22 protein-coding genes and 3 pseudogenes are annotated in these 22,705 nt (G+C 44.8%); 13 read left to right on the top strand and 12 right to left on the bottom strand.

Translation table 11 applies throughout. The annotated features are described in order from the left end of the window. Positions 1 to 29: 29 nt before the first annotated feature. The 3 genes and pseudogenes from AC438_RS05195 to AC438_RS05185 all read right to left on the bottom strand — a co-directional run bounded on the left by AC438_RS05195 (position 30) and on the right by AC438_RS05185 (position 4,491). On the bottom strand, positions 30 to 671 hold the full coding sequence (locus tag AC438_RS05195) for a glutathione S-transferase family protein (protein WP_053980180.1): 642 nt from the start codon (positions 669 to 671) through the stop codon (positions 30 to 32). A gap of 48 nt (positions 672 to 719) precedes the next feature. Then, positions 720 to 1,007: pseudogene (locus AC438_RS05190) on the bottom strand (DUF1348 family protein); the annotation flags it as partial. Between the two features lie 631 nt (positions 1,008 to 1,638). After that, positions 1,639 to 4,491 carry a valine--tRNA ligase gene (locus tag AC438_RS05185; protein WP_053980179.1) on the bottom strand — a complete coding sequence of 951 codons (2,853 nt, stop codon included), beginning with the start codon at positions 4,489 to 4,491 and terminating at the stop codon, positions 1,639 to 1,641. A gap of 290 nt (positions 4,492 to 4,781) precedes the next feature. Between AC438_RS05185 and AC438_RS05180 the strand changes: the two genes are divergently transcribed. Then, the gene (locus tag AC438_RS05180) at positions 4,782 to 5,288 is read left to right on the top strand and encodes a YgjP-like metallopeptidase domain-containing protein (protein ID WP_053980178.1); all 507 of its coding nucleotides are present in this window, start codon (positions 4,782 to 4,784) and stop codon (positions 5,286 to 5,288) included. 267 nt (positions 5,289 to 5,555) lie between these two features. Beyond that, positions 5,556 to 6,533, top strand: coding sequence for an alpha/beta fold hydrolase (locus AC438_RS05175; RefSeq protein WP_053980177.1), 978 nt, complete (start codon positions 5,556 to 5,558; stop codon positions 6,531 to 6,533). Between the two features lie 94 nt (positions 6,534 to 6,627). Here the strand turns inward: AC438_RS05175 and AC438_RS05170 are convergent, their stop codons facing one another. Further along, positions 6,628 to 6,894, bottom strand: coding sequence for a hypothetical protein (locus AC438_RS05170; protein ID WP_156317001.1), 267 nt, complete (start codon positions 6,892 to 6,894; stop codon positions 6,628 to 6,630). 551 nt (positions 6,895 to 7,445) lie between these two features. Between AC438_RS05170 and AC438_RS05165 the strand changes: the two genes are divergently transcribed. The 6 genes from AC438_RS05165 to AC438_RS16785 all read left to right on the top strand — a co-directional run bounded on the left by AC438_RS05165 (position 7,446) and on the right by AC438_RS16785 (position 11,124). Further along, entirely contained in the window at positions 7,446 to 7,793 is a 348-nt protein-coding gene (locus tag AC438_RS05165) for a hypothetical protein (RefSeq protein WP_053980175.1), read from the top strand. 192 nt (positions 7,794 to 7,985) lie between these two features. Beyond that, positions 7,986 to 8,279, top strand: coding sequence for a Bor family protein (locus AC438_RS05160; protein WP_053980174.1), 294 nt, complete (start codon positions 7,986 to 7,988; stop codon positions 8,277 to 8,279). A 118-nt stretch (positions 8,280 to 8,397) separates the two neighbouring features. Further along, positions 8,398 to 8,823 carry a DUF4124 domain-containing protein gene (locus AC438_RS05155; RefSeq protein WP_053980173.1) on the top strand — a complete coding sequence of 142 codons (426 nt, stop codon included), beginning with the start codon at positions 8,398 to 8,400 and terminating at the stop codon, positions 8,821 to 8,823. Positions 8,824 to 9,179: 356 nt separating this feature from the next. Further along, on the top strand, positions 9,180 to 9,611 hold the full coding sequence (locus AC438_RS05150) for an FtsX-like permease family protein (RefSeq protein ID WP_156317000.1): 432 nt from the start codon (positions 9,180 to 9,182) through the stop codon (positions 9,609 to 9,611). A gap of 440 nt (positions 9,612 to 10,051) precedes the next feature. Then, positions 10,052 to 10,888, top strand: a complete 837-nt coding sequence (locus AC438_RS05145; protein ID WP_202904711.1) for a type IV toxin-antitoxin system AbiEi family antitoxin — start codon at positions 10,052 to 10,054, stop codon at positions 10,886 to 10,888. Positions 10,889 to 10,947: 59 nt separating this feature from the next. Then, positions 10,948 to 11,124, top strand: coding sequence for a nucleotidyl transferase AbiEii/AbiGii toxin family protein (locus AC438_RS16785; protein ID WP_202904710.1), 177 nt, complete (start codon positions 10,948 to 10,950; stop codon positions 11,122 to 11,124). A 1,263-nt stretch (positions 11,125 to 12,387) separates the two neighbouring features. On the opposite strand, the gene AC438_RS05135 is transcribed toward AC438_RS16785, so the two are convergent. The 4 genes from AC438_RS05135 to AC438_RS05125 all read right to left on the bottom strand — a co-directional run bounded on the left by AC438_RS05135 (position 12,388) and on the right by AC438_RS05125 (position 15,358). Next, the gene (locus AC438_RS05135) at positions 12,388 to 12,600 is read right to left on the bottom strand and encodes a hypothetical protein (protein ID WP_008305559.1); all 213 of its coding nucleotides are present in this window, start codon (positions 12,598 to 12,600) and stop codon (positions 12,388 to 12,390) included. A gap of 268 nt (positions 12,601 to 12,868) precedes the next feature. Beyond that, positions 12,869 to 14,110: a tyrosine-type recombinase/integrase gene (locus AC438_RS05130; protein ID WP_008305558.1), complete on the bottom strand. Its 1,242-nt coding sequence runs from the start codon at positions 14,108 to 14,110 to the stop codon at positions 12,869 to 12,871. 1 nt (position 14,111) lies between these two features. Beyond that, positions 14,112 to 14,381: a hypothetical protein gene (locus AC438_RS16780; RefSeq protein ID WP_039995235.1), complete on the bottom strand. Its 270-nt coding sequence runs from the start codon at positions 14,379 to 14,381 to the stop codon at positions 14,112 to 14,114. Between the two features lie 2 nt (positions 14,382 to 14,383). Next, positions 14,384 to 15,358, bottom strand: coding sequence for a ParM/StbA family protein (locus AC438_RS05125; RefSeq protein ID WP_008305551.1), 975 nt, complete (start codon positions 15,356 to 15,358; stop codon positions 14,384 to 14,386). 464 nt (positions 15,359 to 15,822) lie between these two features. Between AC438_RS05125 and mobI the strand changes: the two genes are divergently transcribed. Beyond that, positions 15,823 to 16,266 (top strand): conjugative transfer protein MobI(A/C), encoded by a 444-nt coding sequence (gene mobI, locus AC438_RS05120; protein WP_032479290.1) that lies wholly within the window; start codon positions 15,823 to 15,825, stop codon positions 16,264 to 16,266. 10 nt (positions 16,267 to 16,276) lie between these two features. Here mobI and umuC read toward each other — a convergent pair whose 3' ends face one another. Both umuC and umuD read right to left on the bottom strand, forming a co-directional pair. Then, positions 16,277 to 17,545, bottom strand: coding sequence for a translesion error-prone DNA polymerase V subunit UmuC (gene umuC / locus AC438_RS05115; RefSeq protein WP_053980169.1), 1,269 nt, complete (start codon positions 17,543 to 17,545; stop codon positions 16,277 to 16,279). A 7-nt stretch (positions 17,546 to 17,552) separates the two neighbouring features. Beyond that, complete coding sequence (gene umuD, locus AC438_RS05110; protein ID WP_011788455.1) at positions 17,553 to 18,002, bottom strand: translesion error-prone DNA polymerase V autoproteolytic subunit; 450 nt, start codon at positions 18,000 to 18,002, stop codon at positions 17,553 to 17,555. 639 nt (positions 18,003 to 18,641) lie between these two features. On the opposite strand from umuD, the gene AC438_RS17480 reads away from it, so the two are divergent. Together AC438_RS17480 and AC438_RS05105 are read left to right on the top strand one after the other, a co-directional pair. Next, positions 18,642 to 18,932: a hypothetical protein gene (locus AC438_RS17480; RefSeq protein ID WP_425311636.1), complete on the top strand. Its 291-nt coding sequence runs from the start codon at positions 18,642 to 18,644 to the stop codon at positions 18,930 to 18,932. Between the two features lie 12 nt (positions 18,933 to 18,944). Further along, positions 18,945 to 19,538, top strand: a pseudogene (locus tag AC438_RS05105) (3'-5' exonuclease); the annotation flags it as partial. Between the two features lie 86 nt (positions 19,539 to 19,624). On the opposite strand, the pseudogene AC438_RS17405 reads toward AC438_RS05105, so the two are convergent. Together AC438_RS17405 and AC438_RS17400 are read right to left on the bottom strand one after the other, a co-directional pair. Then, positions 19,625 to 19,963, bottom strand: a pseudogene (locus AC438_RS17405) (IS1 family transposase). An 85-nt stretch (positions 19,964 to 20,048) separates the two neighbouring features. Then, on the bottom strand, positions 20,049 to 20,273 hold the full coding sequence (locus tag AC438_RS17400) for an IS1-like element transposase (RefSeq protein WP_420798148.1): 225 nt from the start codon (positions 20,271 to 20,273) through the stop codon (positions 20,049 to 20,051). Positions 20,274 to 20,719: 446 nt separating this feature from the next. On the opposite strand from AC438_RS17400, the gene dinB reads away from it, so the two are divergent. Beyond that, positions 20,720 to 21,880 carry a DNA polymerase IV gene (dinB, locus tag AC438_RS05095; RefSeq protein WP_053980168.1) on the top strand — a complete coding sequence of 387 codons (1,161 nt, stop codon included), beginning with the start codon at positions 20,720 to 20,722 and terminating at the stop codon, positions 21,878 to 21,880. Next, the gene (locus AC438_RS05090; RefSeq protein WP_053980167.1) at positions 21,867 to 22,700 is read left to right on the top strand and encodes an alpha/beta fold hydrolase; all 834 of its coding nucleotides are present in this window, start codon (positions 21,867 to 21,869) and stop codon (positions 22,698 to 22,700) included. The genes dinB and AC438_RS05090 overlap by 14 nt, the downstream gene beginning before the upstream one ends. The last annotated feature ends 5 nt before the right edge of the window (positions 22,701 to 22,705 follow it).

Below are 22,705 nucleotides of genomic sequence, written 5' to 3'. Positions count from 1 at the left end.
GTTTGCGAAAAAAATAATGCAAAAAATTATTAAGCTGGCACCGGTGTGCGCTTCATGCCCACAAAACGTGGGTGTGCTTCAATACGCTCAAGCCAGGCACGAATCGCAGGATACGGCTCCAAACTCACGCCGCCTTCTGGCACGTGGGAAATATAACTATAACCAGCTACATCAGCGAGTGTGATGGCCTCGCCTGCTAGATAAGGGCGAGTATTTAAAAGCGGCTCGATGACTGCAAGCAATGCGTCGGTTTTTTTCTTGGCGACATCGTAATCAAGATCGACGCCAAACACTTTTACTAGGCGAACAGCGCAAGGCCCGTAGGCAATTTCACCGGCGGCAACCGATAGCCAACGTTGTACTTCGGCCGCCTTAACAGGATCTTGCGGATACCACGCGTAGCCATCGTTATATTTCTTTTCTAAATAGGTAATGATGGCGTTGGAGTCGGCCAACGTAATACCGTTATCATCGATGGCGGGCACTTGGCCAAAAGGGCTAATTTTTAAATAGTCAGGTGCTTTGTGAGCGCCATTGGCCATGTCTAGGTCGATGGTTTCGTAGGGGATGTCTAATAATGACAGCATCAGCTCAACACGGTGGCAGTGACCCGAGAGCAGATTGCGGTACAGTTTAATAGGCGCATTTTGGGCGGCGAATTTTGTGTTCATGATGATTTCCTTAATAGGTAAATATATATTTTTATAATTTAAATAAACTTAAAGACCAAGTTCGGTTAAGCCGGGATGGTCATCGGGGCGTCGACCCAGTGGCCAATGAAACAAGCGGTTTTGCTCGTCAATCACATGCTCATTAATGCTGGCGATACGGCGCTGCATTAAACCCTCTGCGTTGAATGCCCAATTTTCGTTACCGTAAGCACGGAACCACTAGCCTGAGTCATCACGAAATTCATAAGCAAAACGTACAGCAATGCGGTTTTCGGTATAGGCCCACAATTCTTTCACTAAACGGTAATCTAATTCGCGGGTCCACTTGCGTGTCAAAATTGCTTATTTACCGCTTCGAGTAAAGGCTGAGCAGCGACTGGTGCTTCTTGGATGTTTGAAGGGGTATTAATACGTGACATATAGTGCCTTCCATTAAGTGAGCTTGTAGCTAAGTCTTTCAGGTAGCTTCACTATAGGCCTCCAAATAATAGAAATAATTAGCTAATATTGAAATTTATTATTTCTATTATTGCAATAATCATGTTCACTGTCTGTTTTGGTATGCTCAGGGCCACGTGATGGCGAGGGTTGAGGCTTGTCGACTGCCATCATTGCACGTGAGCTACTGGCACTTAATTATGTATTTAACGACATGTTAGACGATCTTGGAGACACTCAGCCTGACACATAGGAATAATACATATCAAATGAGTTATAAAAAATGAGACGCTATTCAAAGATGCTAAAATTGGGCGCTAATGAATTATTATTTGAACCGCTCCCGGCGCTTCAATGCTTAGAAAATAAGCCATCAGCACACTAGCAGGTGAATTATTTTAGCTTGGCTAAATAGTGACGAAATAAAAATATGTGCATGGCTTTTATTTCTAATATTTATTAAGTAGTAGGCAAATAAAAAGGGCCTTTTTTTGCAGGCCCTTTTTTATGTGATGATATTTAGCGACAGCTATAAGCCTGCAATTTTTTCTTTTTGTTTTTCTAATTTTTCAAGTTGCTCTGTTAACCCTGCTAAGCGTGTTTTTTCTTTTTCGACGACCTCGGCGGGGGCTTTATCAACAAAGCCCGGGTTGCTTAATTTACCGCCAAGCTTTTTGATTTCTAGCTCCATTTTACCCGTTTCTTTATCTAGGCGAGTGAGTTCGGCGTCTTTATCGATAATACCTGCCAGTGGCACGTGCACCTCGAGCTGGCCTACGAGTGTGGTGGCGCTAGCCGGTATTAGAGTGGCGTCATCTTGCCAAGCTGCGCTATCTAGGCTCGCGAGTGTGCACAAAAATACCGTATTCGCCTCTAGGCGCGCTTTCGCGTGTGAATCGCCGGCGGTAAAAATAGCGGGGACTTTTTTGCCTGGGCTAACATTCATTTCGCCACGAATATTACGCACACCCTCAATAACCGACTGCATCCACTCAAAATCAGCGAGGGCATCGTGATCAATAAGAGTCTCATCTGCAATGGGATAGCTTTGCAGCATAATACTCTCGCCTTGAGTGGCGGCGAGGTCTTTAACTTTGTGCCAAATCTCTTCGGTGATAAACGGCATTAATGGGTGGGCCATACGCAAACTGGCCTCTAGTACGCGAATAAGGGTACGGCGGGTGCCGCGCTGTGCGGCGGCATCACCATTTTTGAGTGCGGGTTTGGCAAGTTCAATATACCAACTACAGTACTCATTCCAAATAAAGTCATAGAGCACTTGGCTGGCGATATCTAAGCGGAAGGTATCAAAGCCTTCGGCCATGGCTTTTTCAACTTGTTGCAGGCGGCTAACAATCCATTTGTCGGCAACATTGAGGGTGTAATTATCGCTACCGTTTTGCCCACAATCTTGTGCTTCACAGTTCATTAATACAAAATTTGCAGCGTTCCACAATTTATTGCAAAAATTACGGAAACCCTCAATGCGACCAGTATCAAAATTAATATCACGACCGGTGCTGGCTAATGAATAAAAGGTGTAGCGCAAAGCATCGGTACCGTAGGCATTGAGGCCTTTAGGGAACTCTTTACGAGTGGCTTTTTCGATTTTTTTGGCATCTTTGGGCTTCATTAAACCCGCAGTGCGTTTTTGCACCAATGCTTCCAGATCGATGCCGTCGATTAAATCGATAGGGTCTAAAACATTGCCCTTAGATTTGCTCATCTTTTGGCCTTCGCTATCGCGTACTAAGCCATGAACATAAACGGTTTTAAAGGGAACTTGCGGCGTGCCATCTTCGTTTTTCACAAAGTGCGTTGTCATCATAATCATTCTGGCTACCCAGAAAAATATGATATCAAAACCGGTGACCAGTAAGTCGGTACTGTGAAAAGTTTTTAGTTCGGGTGTTTGCTCAGGCCAGCCTAGTGTTGAGAAGGTCCATAGTGCCGAGCTAAACCAAGTGTCGAGTACGTCGTCGTCTTGGCGTAATTGCACCTCGGGGCCAATATTGTGTTTGGCGCGTACTTCGGCCTCGTTGCGGCCGACAAAAACTTTGCCGTTATGGTCGTACCAAGCGGGAATACGATGGCCCCACCATAATTGACGAGAAATACACCAGTCTTGAATATCGCGCATCCACGCAAAATACATATTTTCGTATTGCTTGGGGACAAACTTAACTTGGCCGTCTTCTACTACCTTAATAGCTTCTTTGGCCATAGGGGCTGTATCGACATACCATTGATCGGTTAACCATGGCTCGATGACTACGCCACTGCGGTCGCCTTTGGGGACTTTTAATGCATGAGGCTCTACTTTTAGTAGCCAGCCCTCGGCTTCGGCTTGAGCAATTAATTGCTTGCGTGCGGCAAAGCGCTCGAGGCCGGCGTATTCGGCAGGGCAGGCTTCGGTGCTGAGCTCTTTAAAGGTCCCATTTTCTAATACGCTAAATTGGCTAAGGATATTCGCATCGCGATCAAAAATATTAATGACAGGTAGGCTTTGGCGCTTGCCAACGTCGTAATCGTTAAAGTCGTGTGCTGGGGTAATCTTGACACAACCAGTACCAAACTCTTTATCGACATATTCATCGGCAACGATAGGAATAACACGACCGGTAATGGGTAAGGTAATGGTTTTGCCTACGAGAGCCTGATAGCGCTCATCGCTAGGGTCTACGGCAACGGCGGTATCGCCGAGCATTGTTTCTGGGCGGGTAGTGGCAACGGTGAGGTGGCCTGTACCATCGGTTAATGGGTAGTTAAAGTACCACATACTGCCTTTGGCTTCTTCGCTTAATACTTCTAAGTCACTAATGGCGGTGTGCAGTTTGGGATCCCAGTTGACTAAGCGTTTACCTCGATAAATCAGGCCCTCGCTATGTAGGCGTACAAATACTTCTTGCACCGCAGTGGATAAGCCTTCGTCCATAGTGAAGCGTTCACGGGTCCAGTCAATGGAGCTACCTAAACGGCGGATTTGCTGAGTGATGGTGCCACCACTGTGCTCTTTCCAGTCCCATACTTTGCCTAAAAACTTTTCACGGCCTAGGTCGTGACGTGATATACCCTCGGCACCGAGTTGGCGTTCGACCACCATTTGGGTTGCAATACCTGCATGGTCACAACCGCCTTGCCATAAAGTATTGTTGCCACTCATTCGTTTATAGCGAATGTAGGCATCCATAATGGCATTATTAAAGCCGTGGCCCATATGGAGGCTACCGGTTACGTTGGGCGGTGGGGTCATAATACTGTAGGGTGTCCCTTCGCCACTGGGGGCAAAATAACCACGCTCTTCCCAAATGTTATACCAGTGTTGTTCAATATTAGCTGGTTGATAGGTCTTGTTATCTTGTGGGGTTGTATCGTCACTCATTATGATGCCCGCGTTCTGTGGCCCTGCTGTGAGGGCAAAATTAATTGCAAATTAGTGCTGATTATACAGGGTTGTTGAGTGTGAGGGCAGGGCCTTAGCCGATGCAGCGTTATTAATTGAGTGATTGTGAGTTATTACGGCTGAGCAAGTGGCAGTACTACTGCTGATAGTGGTGGTTATTACGCTGTAGTGCTACACAGAGCGCTTCAACAGCGCCCAGTCTCGGTATGGATGCGTGAGAAAACTTTGCAGGACAAACAGTAACATTAACTTTATATCAGTAGCCTTACATGCCCGTTAATAAATACTTAAATCAATACCCTGCCAATGTTAAAGCGCAGGTTGAAGCTTTAGTCAAGCAGCAGCGCTTGGGCGATACCTTGCTTGCACGTTACCCCCATGCACACACTATGACCAGCGATCAGCAATTGCGTGATTATGTGGTTGAGCTTAAAAACGTGCACATGAAAAAATCAGCGCCTCTAAGTAAGGTTATTTACGACAATAAGTTGCATGTCTTACATAACGCACTAGGGCTGCATACTTACATCGCGCGTGTACACGGTAAAAAAGTGAAAGCCAAAAATGAAATTCGTATTGGCGGTGTTTTTCGCAAAACGCCCGAGCCTTTTTTAAATATGATTGCTGTGCACGAGCTGGCGCACCTTAAAGAAAAAGAGCACAACAAAGCCTTTTATCGCCTGTGTTTACATATGCAGCCTAATTACCATCAGTTGGAATTTGACGTGCGCTTGTATTTGGTGCAATTGGAGTTGTTTGGTGGGCTTTACGACTAGTACAGCTGATCCATGAGTATTATTTGACTGGCTGGCGCGATAGAGTGCCGACGCTTCAGGTACCCCTTTGCAGTATGAATAAGTATATTCACGGTGAAGTGGATGTTTATTCATACTCATATAACGTGATACATTCTTGAGTGCGCATGGCAATGTTTTAGTTTTGCACTACTCAAGTCTGGATTTAGGCGTTTCAAGTGATTGCATGCAGGTACCATAGGAGTATCGCCAATAGGCGATTGGGAAACATCAATACAGGATTAAATAATGAAAAAAATAACACAAATGATTGTAGGACTTGTTTCAGCCTCATGCTTGGCATTGAGTATGGCCGTTCAGGCAGGCGAAGAAGGTTTTATTGATATCGAAACAGGGCAGGTATTGCATTACCTTGCCGAAGGCGAGCCTGGCAAGCCTTTGTTGCTGTTTTTGCACGGTGCACCAGAACGTGCTGAAGTATGGCAAGATTACCTTAAGGCCTTTAGTCAAGATTACTACACCGTGGCTTACACCTCGCGCGGCTATTACCCTTCAACTATTCCGACTGAGGTTGCTGATTATTCTGTAACCACTTTAGCGGCCGATGCTGTTGCTGTTGCCAAAGCATTGGGCTATGAGAAGTTTACTGTTGTGGGGCATGATTGGGGTGGCGCAACAGCGTGGCGCACCGCCATAAACTACCCAAATAATGTTGAGCGTGCAGTTATTTTTGCTAACCCACACCCTTTAATGTACGCACGCGCCTATCATGAATCTGATAAGCAGCGTGCATTAATCGATGCTTATGTACCACTAGCACGTGACGATATTGCACCGTGGAGCCGCGAAGCAACGCTGGCGAATAATGTGGCACATTTTAAACGCGATGTTTACACCGAAGAAGCCAAAAACCGCATGGATTGGTCACTGGGTTTGGCCTTAGAAGAAATGTGGTTAGCCAATAATGGCGCCAGTATTGATGCCATTTACAACCACTACAAGGCATTGGATTGGCCGTTAACCACTTTAAATACGTGTAATCCTGCGCCGAGCTTTTCGTTGACTGTCAGTCAGCCCGTATTGGTGTTTTATGGCGAGCAAGACCGTTTTAACAGTGGCGAAGCCTATCGCTTACCTAATAACGACTGCACCCCTAATGCTAAGTATGTTAAGTATAAAAAAGGCGATCACTGGATCCATCAAACGCGTAAGTATAATGCGATTAAGCACATGAAAACTTTTTTCTCAAAGAACCCTGCTCACTAATTATTGATTGTATTAATGTGCTAAGCCACCTTAAACGGTGGCTTTTTCCCCTCGAATACGCCTGTATATCACGGCATAGTTATTCTGGTTGCGCTTAAGGCTCGTTGTGCATGGCGCGGACAAATAAATAACTTAGCAAGCACACAGCACTAAGCCAAAATATAAAATGACTCCAGCTGGCTGTTTGTGGGTGGCTAATTGGCGGCAGCGCGGGTATTGCGTGCGCCATGATAGGCTCTTTATTGGGGGGTGTTTTTTGAATGTTTAGCCAGGCTTTAGCGGCGAGCTGATTTTTATTGGGATGGTGTGTATTTGGATTGTGTGTGCTTGTACTTTGTGCGTGAGTATCGATACTGGTCATTAAAAATACGCTGGTGAGCATCACTGAGCTGGCGATGAGCGCTGTACACCAAAACGATGTGCGGCGTTCAACTAAGGAAATAGGTTGGCCGCTTGTACCACCAAAATTACAAGAGTTATACGTAAATTTTCATGGTTCAACCCCTATGCGTTTAGCTAGTGATTACACCACTTAACCCATGCGTTTTGCTGAGATAGGCGCTCATTTTAAGTCATTCTCGTTATGAGTCGGATCTTGTGATAACGCATATTAAAAAGAATAATGAGGACATCCCAAGCGCTAAATTTATCAAGGCGCAAGTGAGTTGTGTGATAAGGGCATTAAGGCCAGCTTTGGGTTGTTTGGTTAATACTCGACGGCTAGAGCTCACTAAGGCTAGAAGTCGATGGCTGTAGTGTATGCGTTGTTAGGTGGCACGCGGGCCAGCTTTGTGAGAAACGTGTAACAAAATAGGTTAGTGTGGTGTCCTTGTGCTCTAGCGTTGGGCGGTGTATTGTTTACGCTTTTAAAACTAGGCTGGTCAGAACGGGTGTTAGCATGTAGGGAAGTTTGTGAGAATATTTCTAGTTTTGGCGTCATTATTTCTAATAGGTTGTTCTCCTGTTTGGGAAGAACAACCTTATGAAGTGTATTACATTGGCGGCACTAAAACGTTGGGGCATAGCCTTGGTGAAGGTGCATATATTGGGCGTATTGATGAACCAGTAAGTATAGAAACTAACGAAAAATATATCTCGGTTTATGCTTGTCCACATAAAACTTGCGCTTTTTACTATATTGATAAAATCAATGACCACAAATTTGCCGAACACGACGAGTTTGTTTATGGTCCTTATACAAAAATTCAGTTTTCGTCTCTTGTTAAAAAGTTAGGTTTACCGCTTGTAAGTTCGGTGTGAACTGCAATGCTAACAAGGCATTCAAGCGGGCAAAAAATAGTTGGCTTTTTTGTTCACTACGTTCATGTATTTTAGCCAAACCACTTTTTGCCTGTTAATTGGGCGTTAGGTTTGTAATTTTTCGATCGTACATCAGGGAATAGATGGCTCTATATTCGTTGATTTAATTTTCAGAGCCGAAGGAGAAAGAAATTGAAGAAATCATTAATCGCAATTGTTGCTGCTGCATCTATTTCGGGGTGCGCAACTCAAACATTTGAAATTTCAGGCGGTAATAACTCTACCACACCAAATAAGGAAACTATGCAGCCTTTCTTTATTTCTGGATTAGGACAAACACAAGAGATGAACGCGGCAGAAATTTGCGGCGGCGCTGAAAAGGTGGCGAAGGTTGAATCTCATATGAGTTTTTTAAATGGATTTTTGGGAATGGTGAGTTGGGGCATCTATACCCCTCGCCAGGCAAAAGTTTACTGTACCAAGTGATTCAATAAAAATATCTACACGCCAAAACTGTGTTGCTTCGTTTGTATTCGGGATTCGCCCATCTATACAAACTACACGCCACAGTTTTTGCGTGTGATACTGGCGTTATGAGGCATCAATGACTATAAAATGCATCACTTTTCTACTTTTTTTCACTATTTCTGATATAAATGCAGCAATTTATAAATGTACGAGTGATTCAGGTAAATTATCCTACTCAGATAAACCCTGTAAATCTGGCGATAACGAAAATGTTATTTCTATGGAAACGAATAAGTCTACTTGGCTTGAACAATTACGTTCTCAGAAACTACCATCCATAAAAATCATGAAGGTCACCGGTAGTGGCAATAATGTTACAATTGAATATAAATTTAAGTCCCTGAATGACTCGCATAGATTTATGAAAAACGCCAGTGAATTGAGCTCCCTGAATGTGTCTCTTTATAAAATGATTCCAGAATCAGGTAACTCCTTTGGATTTGCAGTCATAAAGATTTCGGATAAGAAGAGCAAGCTATTTGGTTCTTTGAGCAGTAAATAAGCATTCTTGTATTGCTCATAATAAAGTTATTACCGGAAAGCCAAGGCTACGTTTTGTCATTTTTGCACTAGGCTGCCGCTTCGTTAATAAAAATTATAACTTCGCCTAGGCACTTTCAGGGAAGGCACTTACAGTGACACTCACTCAAAAGCTTGCGTAATAATTAACCGGTTCTACGCTGAAGTGAACAACTCAACCGATAGCGATAAAAAAAGGGAGGGGTACGAAAGCGAGAAGCCAGCAGGTTTCATTAAACATTACCCTTACTTCGAGTACCGCCGTCAGTGGGCTGTTCTAGCAGTTTTTTTTGAGGTGAGTGTCCGGTTTTAGTTGACCAGAACAATGCTTATCAGTTTGTGGGCGTCACCGCTAATGGTTATCACCCAACTTTCTTCAAAGACGACCAAGGAGCAAGAGTCTTTTTTCCGAAAATGTCTTTTGGCTTCCCGCTAACGGTGAGAACAACACCCGGCGCAGAGCTGGACAAACAGCAAGTCAGCGACCTACTCAAAAAAATTGACGGGTCACTTTTTGTATATGAGTCTCACGGTCTTGAAGCTGAATACAATGAGGTCGTCCGTCGCGAGTCTTTAATTATCGTTATAGTGCCTACCTTGATGCTCTTGTTATGTAGTGCAGGCATATTTGGTGTATTAAGTTACAACATTAACTTACGTCGATACGAAATTGTCATACGCATGGCCGTTGGTGCAACGCGCTCCAGCGTTTACCAAAACTCAATATTGCACTTGGTTGCTCCTGTAGTTGGGGGGGGGGGCTTATTTTAGCGTGTAACTTTAAGCATTTGGCTAGTCAAGGTATATGTGCAAGAGTTTATTTTATTTTCGCCGCTACTCACTCTAGTTGCTTTACTTACCATCATCACTGATGAGCGTCGCAGCCGTATTTCTGTCAACAAGGACGCTGGTTCTTTCTAATCCGTTGTTAGCACTTACATCGGAATAATTACAACAGCTCGGCCGCTTGGTCGAGCAAGGCATATACAGTAGCAAGGAGTAACTATGAATTGGTCGTGTTTGGTTTGTCTTTTGTTATTTATACGGCGATTAACGCCGGATAAAATAATATTAGTAAACTTATTTGAAATATGCTAGTTTATTATCATTGATATTTACGGCGTTTTTCGCCGTAAATTCTATAAATCATAAACCATTTAGGTGTTTTAGCGGCTTGATAGCCAAGAACCATAGAAAGGTCAGTGCGCTTAGTGAATAGCACAACTTTACAGGACGATGGCGTAAAAGGCGCATACAAGCAGTCGCTTAAAGCACTTTTACCTTATGGCATGCTAGCCACTAAAAAGTGGTTAGCCGAGCAGGGCTTGAGCGCTCATGCCATAGATAATGCCGTAAAAACAGAAACCTTGTTGCTATTAGCAACAGGTGTGTATAGCCAGTATTCCCGTTCTGTGAGCTGGGAAGGCGTAGTGGCCTCTATGCAGCGTATGGAGCAAAACGAGGAGGCGGGTGTGCCGCCCGTTGTGGTTGGTGGGTTATCAGCGCTTTCTTTATCCGGTTTGTCGCAGTATCTGTCATTGGGCAATAAAACGCATATCCATCTCTATGCGGCAGGTAAATTACCAACATGGATGGTACGCTTGTCATTGCCATTTGAGTTTGAAGGGCACAGTACAAGCAGGTTATGGCCTGAAGGTCTGCTAGCAGACAAAGCTTTTATCAAAGAGCATGAGTGGGAGGCTGAATTACCGCCTGTATATTTTTCATGCCCAGAGAAGGCTATATTAGAACTATTGATGGATTTGCCAGAAAGTGTGACGTTTGAGCATGCTGACGAGCTTATGCAGGGGCTTGTGAACTTATCGCCTAGAAAGCTCGATACGCTTTTGAAGGCTTGTAAGAGTGTCAAGACTAAGCGCTTGTTTTTTTGGTTGGCTAAACGTCAATCCTATCCTTGGTTTAGCAAGCTAAACGTTAAGGGTTATGACTTAGGCTCAGGTAAGCGTGTGGTAGCCAAAAACGGAAAACTGGATACGGACTATTTAATCACTGTGCCGTCGCATATGGCGAAGGAAAGCGAAAACTAAGATGGACAGAAACAGTATTTATTACAAGCAAGTGCAGTTACTGATGCAGGTTTTGCCCTTTGTCGCTAAGCAAGAATGCTTTGCGCTTGTCGGTTGATATTGATTTGGTCTATCTGCCGATGAAAGACCGTGATGAAGCATTAAAATATATTAGTGAAGCGCTAGATGCGATTAGCGCGGATTTAAAGGCCGCGTTTAAAGATATAGAGCTCACCGAGGCCCATAACAAAGCGTGATGGGCTAAGGCTGGTTGTTGGCCGCAATGGTGTACAAATTTATGCAGGTGAACTTGCACATATAGCCGAGACGAACGTACCGCTTGAAGAGCTGGTAGCTGTTCGAGAGCGTTTGATCGAGCTTATTCACCAAGCACTTATCGATAGTGAAAAAAGCGTTTTTACTATCGTTTAAAAACCATGAGCCGGACTGGGGATTACTTAATCTAGATGATGTAAGTGATTTTCCGGCTATTAAATGGAAACAGATTAATCTGGCCAAAATGCCAAGTGATAAACATAAGCTAGCGTTAGAACAGCTAAAAGCAGTATTGAGTGTTTGATTTATAACGCTTAGTCATTTTGCTAGAATAGCGCTCAAATTTTTCAATGCTTTGATGGGCGGTTTTGCTGGCTGTAGGCCGTGGCAGACAACTTGGAAATCAGGGTTTAGAGTTAACTTTATTTATTTGTACAAATACTTGTACAAAATGGGAATTTAGATATATGGCTGAAGCCAATTTTATCAATGAAATCAATAAGCGCAGAACCTTTGCTATCATCTCGCATCCTGATGCCGCCCAGCCTTTCAACGCTTAAAACCACCTTTCATTGCACGCCACAATCACATCTCTACGTACTGAATTTAAAGGCTTTTTGTCTTTTTCTCGTTTCTTTGCTTTTCAATGATGTTCAAACGTAACCTCGGAAAGTGTGTACAAACTTGAGTACAAATCACCATATTTACCGTTTTTAGCCAAATTCCATGACACAAACCTAGCTGTAGGCCTTGTGGTTACTGGGTTCTGGCCAAAACTTACCTATATTTTTCCTGCTAAAAATCGAGAAATGATGGTAAGACGTTCGCGATTATCTCTAATTGTTTGCCGGTTGAATTGGTTAACGGTTGCTTTCCTGCTGTCCTAAAAGTTCATTTGTATGGACCTGATCTTCTGAACAAATCATGCATCTTTCTGACCATCAACAAGTGATGAATCAGGCGATGATAGCTTTACATTGATTTTCAGGAGAATGCAGATGACAGCAGTAGCGCACCAAGTAACCCCTTTTCTCACGTCTTACGAAGTTATGGCTCGATACCACATTAGCTATACGACGCTCTGGCGAAGAATAAAAGATGGCAGCTTGCCGCAACCTCGTATCAACCGAAATACACGAAACAAGCTTTGGCACATTGAAGACTTGGAGGAGTATGAGAACAGTGAAGGTTGAGCAGGGTTTAAGTGTTAAGGGCAAAGTTCCGCCCTTAACCTCTTAACAATATTATTCGTTAATGTTGTCAGGCTTATCGTGATTTGGATTGTTTCGGGCGTACTCCACACCATTGCGCTTGTAAATGTGCGTGTCTGGATGTTTACCTTCCTTAACTTCACGAACCAGTGTTTTTCGACTTACTTCGCCGCGCCCTGTAATTGTGTAGCTATCATTTCCACCATTTTTACTGCCATTGCCGTTGATACTTGAACCTTTCGCCATTTGGAATCCTCAATAAATTGAATCTAACTGGAGGTGCATTCAAGAACAGCAATGGAACCCAAGGTTTCACTTCCTAAAGCACTACAAATTAAATGTGGTTTCAAACTGAGAAACTCAAGAGTTCAGGCTGAAAAATGACCAGATTAAACCCTGATGATAGCTATGCGGCTTAAGCCTAGTTTTAAAGCGACCAGTCAAAAAACAACATTGAGAAGGTTTTTGACATGGTCGCAATGAGAAATACCAATCTACTGGTAGCTACAAATTCTTACTGTCCGAAACGCCAGTTGAACGGAAAGCCTGTCGGCTCGATGATGGTCTCTAGCTGTTGATACCAAACGTCGTAAGCATGACGCATTTCATCCAGGTACTGATATTGGTTGTAGATAGCATCCAACCCTTTTTTGCTGTGGCCAATCATCAACTCGGCAACTTCTTGCGTCGTGATGGCAGACATTCGCGTTCGCATCGTTCTGCGAAGATCATGCATAGACCAGTGTTCCATCTCAATACCAAGCGACCTGCGAGCCCAGATTTTCACATTGTTAGGAATAGTGGTATCAAAGCCATTTGTGGCAAGCTCTTCTTGTCCGTTCGCGGGAAACAAGTAAGTTGATTTGCTCATCTGCATCGCTAGTTCAATCAGCTCAATAGCAGGCCTTATCAATGGCCGCATGATCGGCGCTCCAATTTTCTCACCTTGTTTGCGGATCTCTATGGGCACTGTCCACATTGCAGATTGCAAGTCAAAGTGATGCTTTTCAGCTTGAATGAGTTCGCCCTTGCGACCGCCCAATAGCAGAAGCAGTTTTATGTAGATGCGATTCTTCTCAGTGATTTTTGACTCGTGCAAATAGCGCCAAAGTATCCTGATCTCGTTGTCATTTAGCACCCGAGTTCGTTTTCCTTTTTTACCGCCAACCTTTTTTGCTGTGATCCCAGCGGCAGCGTTAATTTCCAAAATTTGTTCATCAATCAGCCAGTCATAAAACTTGTGCAGCACAGACACCAGACGTTCTGTGTTTGAAGGGGACGACTCCGAAACCTCACGAAGACAGTTTCGCAAGGACAATTCATTGATGTCAGTTAATGGGTACTTGCCAAGTCGGGGCAGCAAATATATTTCACTGCTGCGTTTTTGGTAGTGCCACGTTTTCTCCTTTAGCCCTTGCTTACCGGCAGAGTCTATCCAGTCTCGAAAAATCGATTCGAAGCTTTGATTAGCAGAATACTTAGCCCGTTCCTGCTGTAGGTAGAGCTTGGGGTTTCGGCCTTGATCAAGTACTGCCCTTAACCTATCCAGCTCATTCCTGGCTTCAGCAAGCTTCATAAGGGGGTAAGTACCTATGTCTACCCGCTGTTGCTTGCCATCGAACCGATAACGAAACTGAAAAACAATTTTGCCCTTGGGCGATACCCGAGCACTTAGCCCATCTCGGTCGGCTTTTACTACGGTTTCTTTTGCTTCTTTATTTAACCTGGCATCGAGCCAGCTAACTGATAACGCCATGTTATAAGCCCAGCCCTAGTTTTGATTTTAATGATTGTTTACGTGTTTCTGCTTTGGGTTCTGGCGCTGTACTCATAGAAGTAACGTCACCATCTGGTGCAAGGCCATCCACCGGTACAGATGTCGTTAATAGATTGGGTTGGCTCATGTGAATTAACCCAAATGTGGCCAGCATCCTCAGACGCTCAGCACGTTCCCGTGGCGGCGTCTTTTCCAATTCTTTGAGTAGTTCAGGGTGGCTCCCTGGGGGAATGTTGACGACGACTCTCATGATCACGCCCCATAAAACCAGAAGCCTCGGACGTTCGCCAAAACAGACTGTTCCGGCACGATAATCTTGCTTCGTGAAAAAATCTCCTTGGCCGCTTCCTTATAAGCCAAGGCTCCACCTCCGGCGATCAATACCAAGTCCGCATTAATGCTTTCGTCACGCATGGATTGGCGCATGGCTGTAAGAGCAACAGGCGCTACCTTTTTCATGGCAGCATTCAGATAAGGTGAAATATCGACTTTTTCTCCAAATAGCAGGACCTGTAAGTCGCCGGTTCTCATGGCTTTTTCAAGTCGATCCATACCTACTTTTGCACCGTGATCTTCTGAAATCAGCTTATCGATGGTTTCCAGTAGCACGGACATTGCCTGAAGACTGGTTCCTGATGAGCTGTAGCGAATTTCTCCGGCCTCAAGGGCAACCCAGTCAACAGAAAAAAAGCCGGGATCTATGACGACGACGCGACCTTCTTCAATCAAGCCCAAATCTCCACCTGTTTGAACCAGATCCATATAGGCACCGGCAGGCTGCGGCAGCACTTTGACGTCATGAACGGTGATGCTGCGCTTAGGCGTCACTTGATGGACACCTTTTAAACGCTTCACAAGATCAGATTTACGTTGTGGTTCATGAAACTGGGAAACCGGTAATCCAGTGACAACCAAATCGATGGATTCTGTTTCAGCCATTAACAAGGCGGCATGAAAAAGTGCCTTATAGGTTTTTGTGGTGGGATATTCCGGGTGAAGCTCTCGTTCCCAGCCTTGAAGGCGTCCAGCAGGAACACCAGCGGCCCAACGCTCATTATCGACTGACACATACAAACAAGTTTCATCATCGCCTCCACCGATACGCTCTGGCATACGATCCGCAGGACCGGCACCCGCAGGCAGAATAATGGTTTTCGGTTCACTGCCTGATTGGCCAATTGCCAGCTTCAGGTTTGAGTAACCGATATCTACGCCTAGTACAAACATACTTATCTCCTGTGCACTCAAAGTGCTCTAACGGTTTTCAATCAACCGCACTGGCCACGCTTGGGTATTTCCAAGTGCTCTGGCGGTTCACTCAAATGTCATTATCAGGATTCGGTGCACTGGCGGTGGGCAGAAAGGTGACAAATCCTTTCATCTATCTGCCTATTGCATTTTCGCAAAAGTATGAGAATAGGCTCTGTTTGGCGGCGGATGACCTAGTCAAAAAAATCGAGACGCCAAACGTCGTTTGCATTCTGGCCTGAACTCGCCAAACGGTTTGTATCTTCATGACGATACGTCTTTTTAGGCGTTTTTAAGTGAAATCGGGCTGTATCCCTTGTCAGGTATGGGATTGCGCGAGTTGATTTATATCGAGACGCCAAACAGTGATTGTTACGGCAGTTTTACGTTTGGCGTTTCGATCCAAAAGCCAAACGGATAGTGGTTTTGGCTTTTGGGGTTAATTGGATGGGGAAATTGGTTTGGTAGAAATCGTCAATGAACAATGGAAAGCAGAGGTATCAGATTTACTTCAGCAAGAAACGGACAGGCTAAAAGCGCTGGCACGAGCTGAAGTTGATGACTTTTGGGTTACCCATTACAAGGTTCGTGAGAATGCGCCCTTTAAAGATTGGGGGCTGCTTGGTGTCCGTATCAGAGACTTTAAGTATGGCTTTGGCATAGAGTGGTACATCAACAGCTTTCACGGTCAACGAGGCAAGCGCGTGGTCTTTAGCAAGGGACTGCGTATTTCAAAGACGAAGCTGAGATACTCATTTTTGGACTGCCAAGGTCTAGCCAAAGAATGGGAGTTAGCGCTGGCCATGGAGAAAGAAGAATTCTTCAGTGATATTCGACGCCAAGTTGATAAGCTCAACATGCTGCGTCGCAGAGTGAATGCCTATTGAGTTAACTGCGCTACTTCACTCGCGGCAACTGGTCCCAGCGTGTTGTGTAGGCGGGAGACAAATGCTCTCGCTTCATCGACCAATCTTTCTTCTTACCTTGTCCAGCAAAGAAAACCTTTCCGGCACCGCTTTGGTTAATGGTGTCCAATACAGACATTAACTGCTGGCTATTAGAGTGGGTCGATACGTCATCGAATAGTCCTGGTTGAAACATGCCAGGATCGTAAAAGTCAGACAGCATGACGCCCGCTTTGGCATAACGAAAACCATCCTTCCATATCCGCTTGAGTAAGTGACTGGCCAGCTCGATAAAATCCCGCGTGTCGCAACTGGGTATCAACAACTCGCCCGATGCGGAGTTGCTGTATTGCGGCTCGTTGTCCTTAAAGGGGCTGGTACGTATAAACACGGTCATCACTTTGGCTTGCTGCTGTTCTTTGCGAAGCTTCTCAGTGGCGCGGGTTGCGTATTCGCATACGGCCTCACGTAACAATTCAAATTGCGTTACTTTTACGCCAAATGAACGGCTACAGACGATTTGCTTCTTAGTTGGCGGGATCTCTTCAAGTTCAATGCACGACTCACCATTGAGCTCTCTGACGGTTCTTTCTAAAACCACCGAAAACTGGTCTCTGATGGCTCTAGGAGAGGCATTGGCGAGGTCTAAGGCTGTGGTGATACCCAACGCATTTAAACGCTTAGAAAGCCGTCTACCAACGCCCCAAACATCATCAACCGGAACTAATGCGAGCAATCGACGTTGCCGATCTGGATTGGTCAGGTCTACAACCCCTTGAGTGGCTGGATATTTCTTGGCGGCATGGTTTGCCAGCTTGGCGAGTGTTTTTGTCGGTGCAATGCCTACACAGACGGTGATCCCAATCCAGTGGCCTATGCGCTCTCGCACTTGTTGCCCGAACTCGACAAGGGATAGGACAGACTCAATACCGGTTAAATCCAGAAACGCTTCGTCAATGGAGTAGACCTCTACTCGTGGTGCCATCTCCTCCAAAGTGCGCATCACTCGACTGCTCAAATCTGCGTACAGCGCGTAATTGGACGAGAATGCCAAAATACCATGGCGCTGCATTTCAGCTTTGATTTGAAAAACGGGTACGCCCATTTTAATACCGAGTAACTTAGCTTCACGCGAGCGTGCAACCACGCAGCCGTCATTGTTGGACAGCACCACAACCGGCGTATCTTTTAAATCAGGACGAAACAGCTTCTCACAACTGGCGTAAAAGTTGTTGCAGTCCACCAAGGCAAATATAGGCATGGGATCGTCACGACTTACGGCGCATGTTTCGCACCACATTGGTGACCACACCAAATATCTCTAACTCTGTCCCTTCAGGAATATGGATGGGCTCATACGCCTGGTTTCTTGGGATCAGCTTGACGCACGGCCTCAGTTGAAGCTCCTTTACCGTGAGTTCACCATGGATGCCAGCGATAACAATATCACCGTGTTCGGCTTGGACAGAGCGATCAACCACCAGAATATCATCTGGGTGAATCCCGGCATCAATCATTGAATCACCTTCAACACGCACAAAGAACGTTGCAGCCGGTCGCTTGATGCACAGCTCATTAAGGTCGAGCGTTTGCTCAACATAATCCTGCGCTGGTGAGGGAAAACCAGCAGACACACGTTCCATGAACAATGGAATACGAAGGCGCTTGGCTTTGATGAAGGCAAGTGCGCCGCTACGGCCTATCAGCGAGACACTCATGACGAACGTCGAAAAATCATAATTAATGCTGTTTGTTTATACAGTATCTAATGCTATGCTGATTTCTACAAGTAAAATTGTAGGTAAAACTGTAGTTGTTCGAGTAAGACGTTGTGTCGTGGGTGATTTCTTTTTGTGTTGAAAAGCTTGATGTGGGGGAGCGCTCGCCCTCGTCAAAGCCTGCAAGGCTTGGACAATACTGCTTCTGCCTACTGCTCTTGTTTCTGTTACTGATCCTGTTACTGCTACTGGTTAACGCATGGGTCAAGTAACCGTCAGACAAGGCTTGTTGAACCCTTCGCAAAGGGTTTAAAAACAGTTAGTAAAATTCTGCTTCGTATTGAATTTACTGGCTTAAAGCGAAGTTAGGAGCATCATTAAATTGCTCAGTCGAACTCAGTTCAAGCCTTTTGCGACCGTTTGAAAAGGGGTTGGCTAAGCCACACGTAAAGGGTATCGGTAAGGGTTACCTAAACGGTTTAGCTAAGGCTTTCTGAAAGGCTTAGCCAAAGCCTTCATACATGGGTTCACCCAGTAGAAAGATTAAAAAAACGCTGAGGTATCCAAGGTGCATTTAGAAAAAACTGTGGCACAGTGAAATCACCTAAAGCGAACAATAGAATTGAAGAGGAACCATCAATGACAAGAGCCCCTGCGCCATTTCCGCTAGAGCGCCTCGCGGATATCCCAGAAAGACCAGAAGATTTTAGATTGCTGGAACGTATTCCTTTAACGCGTGAGCCGCAGCCCTGGCCACTTGAACTCTCTCCGGTGGTCGGTGATGAACAGCCAATGGTGCTGCTCGATACAGAGACAACCGGACTGTCTGCCGATGATGAGTCCATTATTGAGCTTGGTATGGTTAAGGTGCTTTACAGCCCATCAGCTAAGCGTATTGTGTCGATTGTTGATGTGATCAGCCTGTATTAAGATCCCGGCAAGCCAATCCCTGAGCTGATTACCGAGTTAACCGGTATCACCGATGATATGGTGCAAGGCCAGCGCATTGATGATGAACTGGTAGCGAGTTGGTTATCCGATGATCCGCTGGTGGTCGCGCATAATGCTCAGTTTGATCGTCCTTTCTTTGAAAAGCGGTTTGCCACATTAGGCCATCTATCTTGGGCCTGCTCAGCCAGTGGCATAGATTGGAAGGCGCTGGGTTTTGAAAGTCGAAAACTTGAGTACCTGCTGCTTCGCTTAGGTTGGTTTTATGAAGGACACCGAGCTGCAACCGATTGTTTGGCGATGGCCTGGCTGTTTCATTTGTTGCCCGAGTCCGTTGCAAACTTGTTGTCTGAAGCAGACAGGCGAACTGTGTTAGTTCGTGCGTTTGGTGCGCCGTTTGACGTAAAGGACTATTTAAAAGAGCGTGGTTACCGCTGGCATGACGGTGTTAAAGGTGCCAACAAACATTGGTGGCGCGAAATCAGCGAAGACCAGTTAACCCAAGAGCAAACCTCCTGGATGATTTGTATTGAACATGCCCACTATTATTACAAAGATGCCCGCAATCGATTTAAAGCCCTTCCATAGTCCCTTGGATATTTGAAATCAGTCATGACTCAAATCGGTTGAATCATCAATAGAACTCTCGTTCGATAAACGTCCCTATAACTTTGTCATGCATCTCTTCTGATTTGAAAACTGATCGTTTTACGAACGAGTCGCTTTAGTCTTGAACATAAAGTCAGATTGGTCCGCTCAATGCGCTGAGTGAACCTTTTGGCTACAACATGTTTTCTCCTGGTAGTTCTTTTGTGTAAATACTGAAGTCATCAGTGAAAAAGAAGCTAATGTCGAATGGTTTAAGTAAAACGAGTAAGGCTTGCAGCGCATCCGTATTTCGTTTACTGAACGCATGGGGAATGATGCGCTTGTAGTGTGGTTCATGCATACAAAAACCAACGTCGATTCTTCTTGTTACCAACAAATGACCATTGCTCGTCAACCTCGCACATAATCGTGATATTCGCTTTATCGAAAGGAATGGTAGTCACTTGCTTCGGTGAGAGTTTTTTAAAGTGTTTAGAACCATGTTGTACGCTACATTAGTACTCGGGCAGTCTCTCTAACGCCATAGCTATTCATTGGCATCCCTACTATTTTTCCTTTTACATCAGGCTTACGAGCCTCATAAACGTAGTCGAGTTGAAAGCTCTTCTTACATTCGATAAATCTTAAGCGAAGAAAGCCTGAATGTCCCTTTCCGTGCTTACGGGCAGGTTCAGTTTCATTGCAGAAACGACATTGAACTTGAATGGTAGCCATGAGTTAAAAACAAAGAGAAATCAATGAGCTATTTTAACACACTTCTACCGATTTGAGTCTCGCGCACGATTCTGGATTACAAGAAGCATAGCTCTAAGGTAGCTTACTATTAGTGGTAATTAGGACCGAATGTGAATGGCTTGTATTAATATTGGTGCATATGTTAGAATTCATGACGATCGCTGTTTCTAGAATGTCACCGTTGAGATGGCGAGGATGTATGCCTGCTTTCGCTTATCAGCTGTTCAACCAGTTTATCGGGAAACATATGAAATGTTCGCCTGAGAAAATCCAAGCTGTCTAGTAACATGGCAACAAAGGCCTAACCGTGACTTACCTTAAATTCTTTGGGGTAAGCAGCATCAATCATTTTGTAGTAGCGTCTTTCTGCAAGTCGGCCCTATCTACTTAATATGTAAGCAAAGTTTAGATGTATAAGGCAAGGAATGCTACAGAATATAAATACGATAAAGGATATCACAGAGTATTCTCCTACTCGCAAGATCATCCATATTGATATGGATTGTTTTTACGCTCAGGTTGAAGAACGCGATCATCCAGAGTTGAAAAATATCCCGATCATCATTGGTGGTCCCACACCAACTCGTGGCGTTGTATGTACAGCGAATTACATAGCAAGGGAATTCGGCGTTGGTGCCGGTCAATCTACCTATGAGGCTTTTAAAAAATGCCAACATCTGAGATTGCTGCATCCGAATTTTGAATTGTACAAGGCAATTTCAGCAGAAATTCGCAAGATCTTTGAACAATATACTCACAAAGTTCAGACCGTTGGTTTAGACGAAGCTTATCTTGACGTTACCGACGTGCAAACATGTAATGGTTCTGCGACGTTGTTGGCGCAACAAATCATGGTTGATATTTGGAATCGCACGCAATTAACCTGCAGTGCGGGTGTTTCATTTAATAAACTCGTGGCAAAGATCGCCAGTGACTGGAACAAACCGAATGGAATGTGTGTTATTACTCCTGAGCAGCGACTCGATTTTATGGGGTCTCTGCCAGTTCGAAAAATTCCTGGCATTGGTCCAAACAGCGCACGTCTTTTGAAGTCGATCAATCTAACGACAGCGCAGGATGTCATGGACAGTCATTTACCCAAGCTCACCGGTATATTGGGTGCCAACAAAGCAACAAAAATATATAAGTTTTGTCACGGGATATGCCATGCCGAAGTTGAACCCTTTCGGTTGCGTCAAACCTTTACTTCAGAGACAACGTATTACGAGCCACTGGAATTCAGTGGACTTGAGAAAGCCATTGACGATTTATCTGTACTCTTTCACCACAAATTTTCTGCACTGGACCATGCGCATTTTCACCAGCGAACGATCGCTCAAGCTATCTTAAAGTTTCGTGATGAGCATTTCAACACGAAGACAAAAACCATTCCACTTACAAAAGTGGAGTCCCGTGACTTGATAGAGCATCGAGCATGGTCTGATGAATCCCTAGAAAAGCTCACGGAACAGTTTGAAGTCTTCGTTGATAAACATGCTAGCATTCGATTGCTTGGAATTGGAGTTCGTTTCAAAGACAGTCATTCAGAACAGTTTGAATTGCGATTGCTCGATGAGCCCTGTTGAACGTTTTATCGTAACCTGTGACAAAACGGCGTTACTGATTCGGACTTGGGGTGATTGTCAGAACCCTGCCGTTGTTTTAGTTCATGGGCTTGATCAAAACTCCATCGTCTGGTCTACCTTCGCTGAGTACTTATCTGTTCATTACTTCGTTGTTGCTTTAGACATACGGGGAAATGGATTGTCAGCTCACGCAAAACAGGGAAACTATCAAACTGAGCGGCTGTGCCTGGATTTGCATCAGGTTTGTATCGAGTTGAGTTTATCTAGTTTTCATCTGGTGGGACATTCTCTTGGTGGCAAAATCTGTCTGGAGTATTCAGCGCAATATTCTGAGTCGGTTTTGAGTTTGGTATTGGTGGATTCGGCTCCGATTTTGAACGATACCGTGTATAGATTTTTGAAGCATAAGTACGAGCGCCCAACAAAGTTCACTTCTGTCGAAACCTACAAGACGTTTTTACGCAACAGCTATTTGCTGTGCTCTGATCAGGATATTGAACGACTGGCGGCTACCAATATACGTATCGTCGATAGACTGATTTTCACAAATACCGATTCACTCTTTTTGAAAGCTATTTTGTGCGAAGGAGGCATTCTCCGGTCGGAAAATGTCTGGTCTTTGCTCGGTCGGCTGGTGATGCCCGTCTTGGTCATTCAGGGGGAGCTTTCCAGTGTGCTGACGGATGGAATAGTCACCCAGATGAAAACCCATTTATCCAGTTTGCGTTCCGTCAAGATCCCACGTGCGGGCCACTCGATTATGCTGGACCAACCAGAATCACTGGCTAAAAGCCTGGAACTTTTTTTCATAACTCAATGATATAT

Source organism: Marinagarivorans algicola (genome assembly GCF_001292705.1).
Classification (GTDB): Bacteria; Pseudomonadota; Gammaproteobacteria; order Pseudomonadales; family Cellvibrionaceae; genus Marinagarivorans; species Marinagarivorans algicola.
The sequence above is the reverse complement of the archived record's forward strand: the minus strand, read 5'-3'. Positions and strand labels throughout refer to the sequence as shown.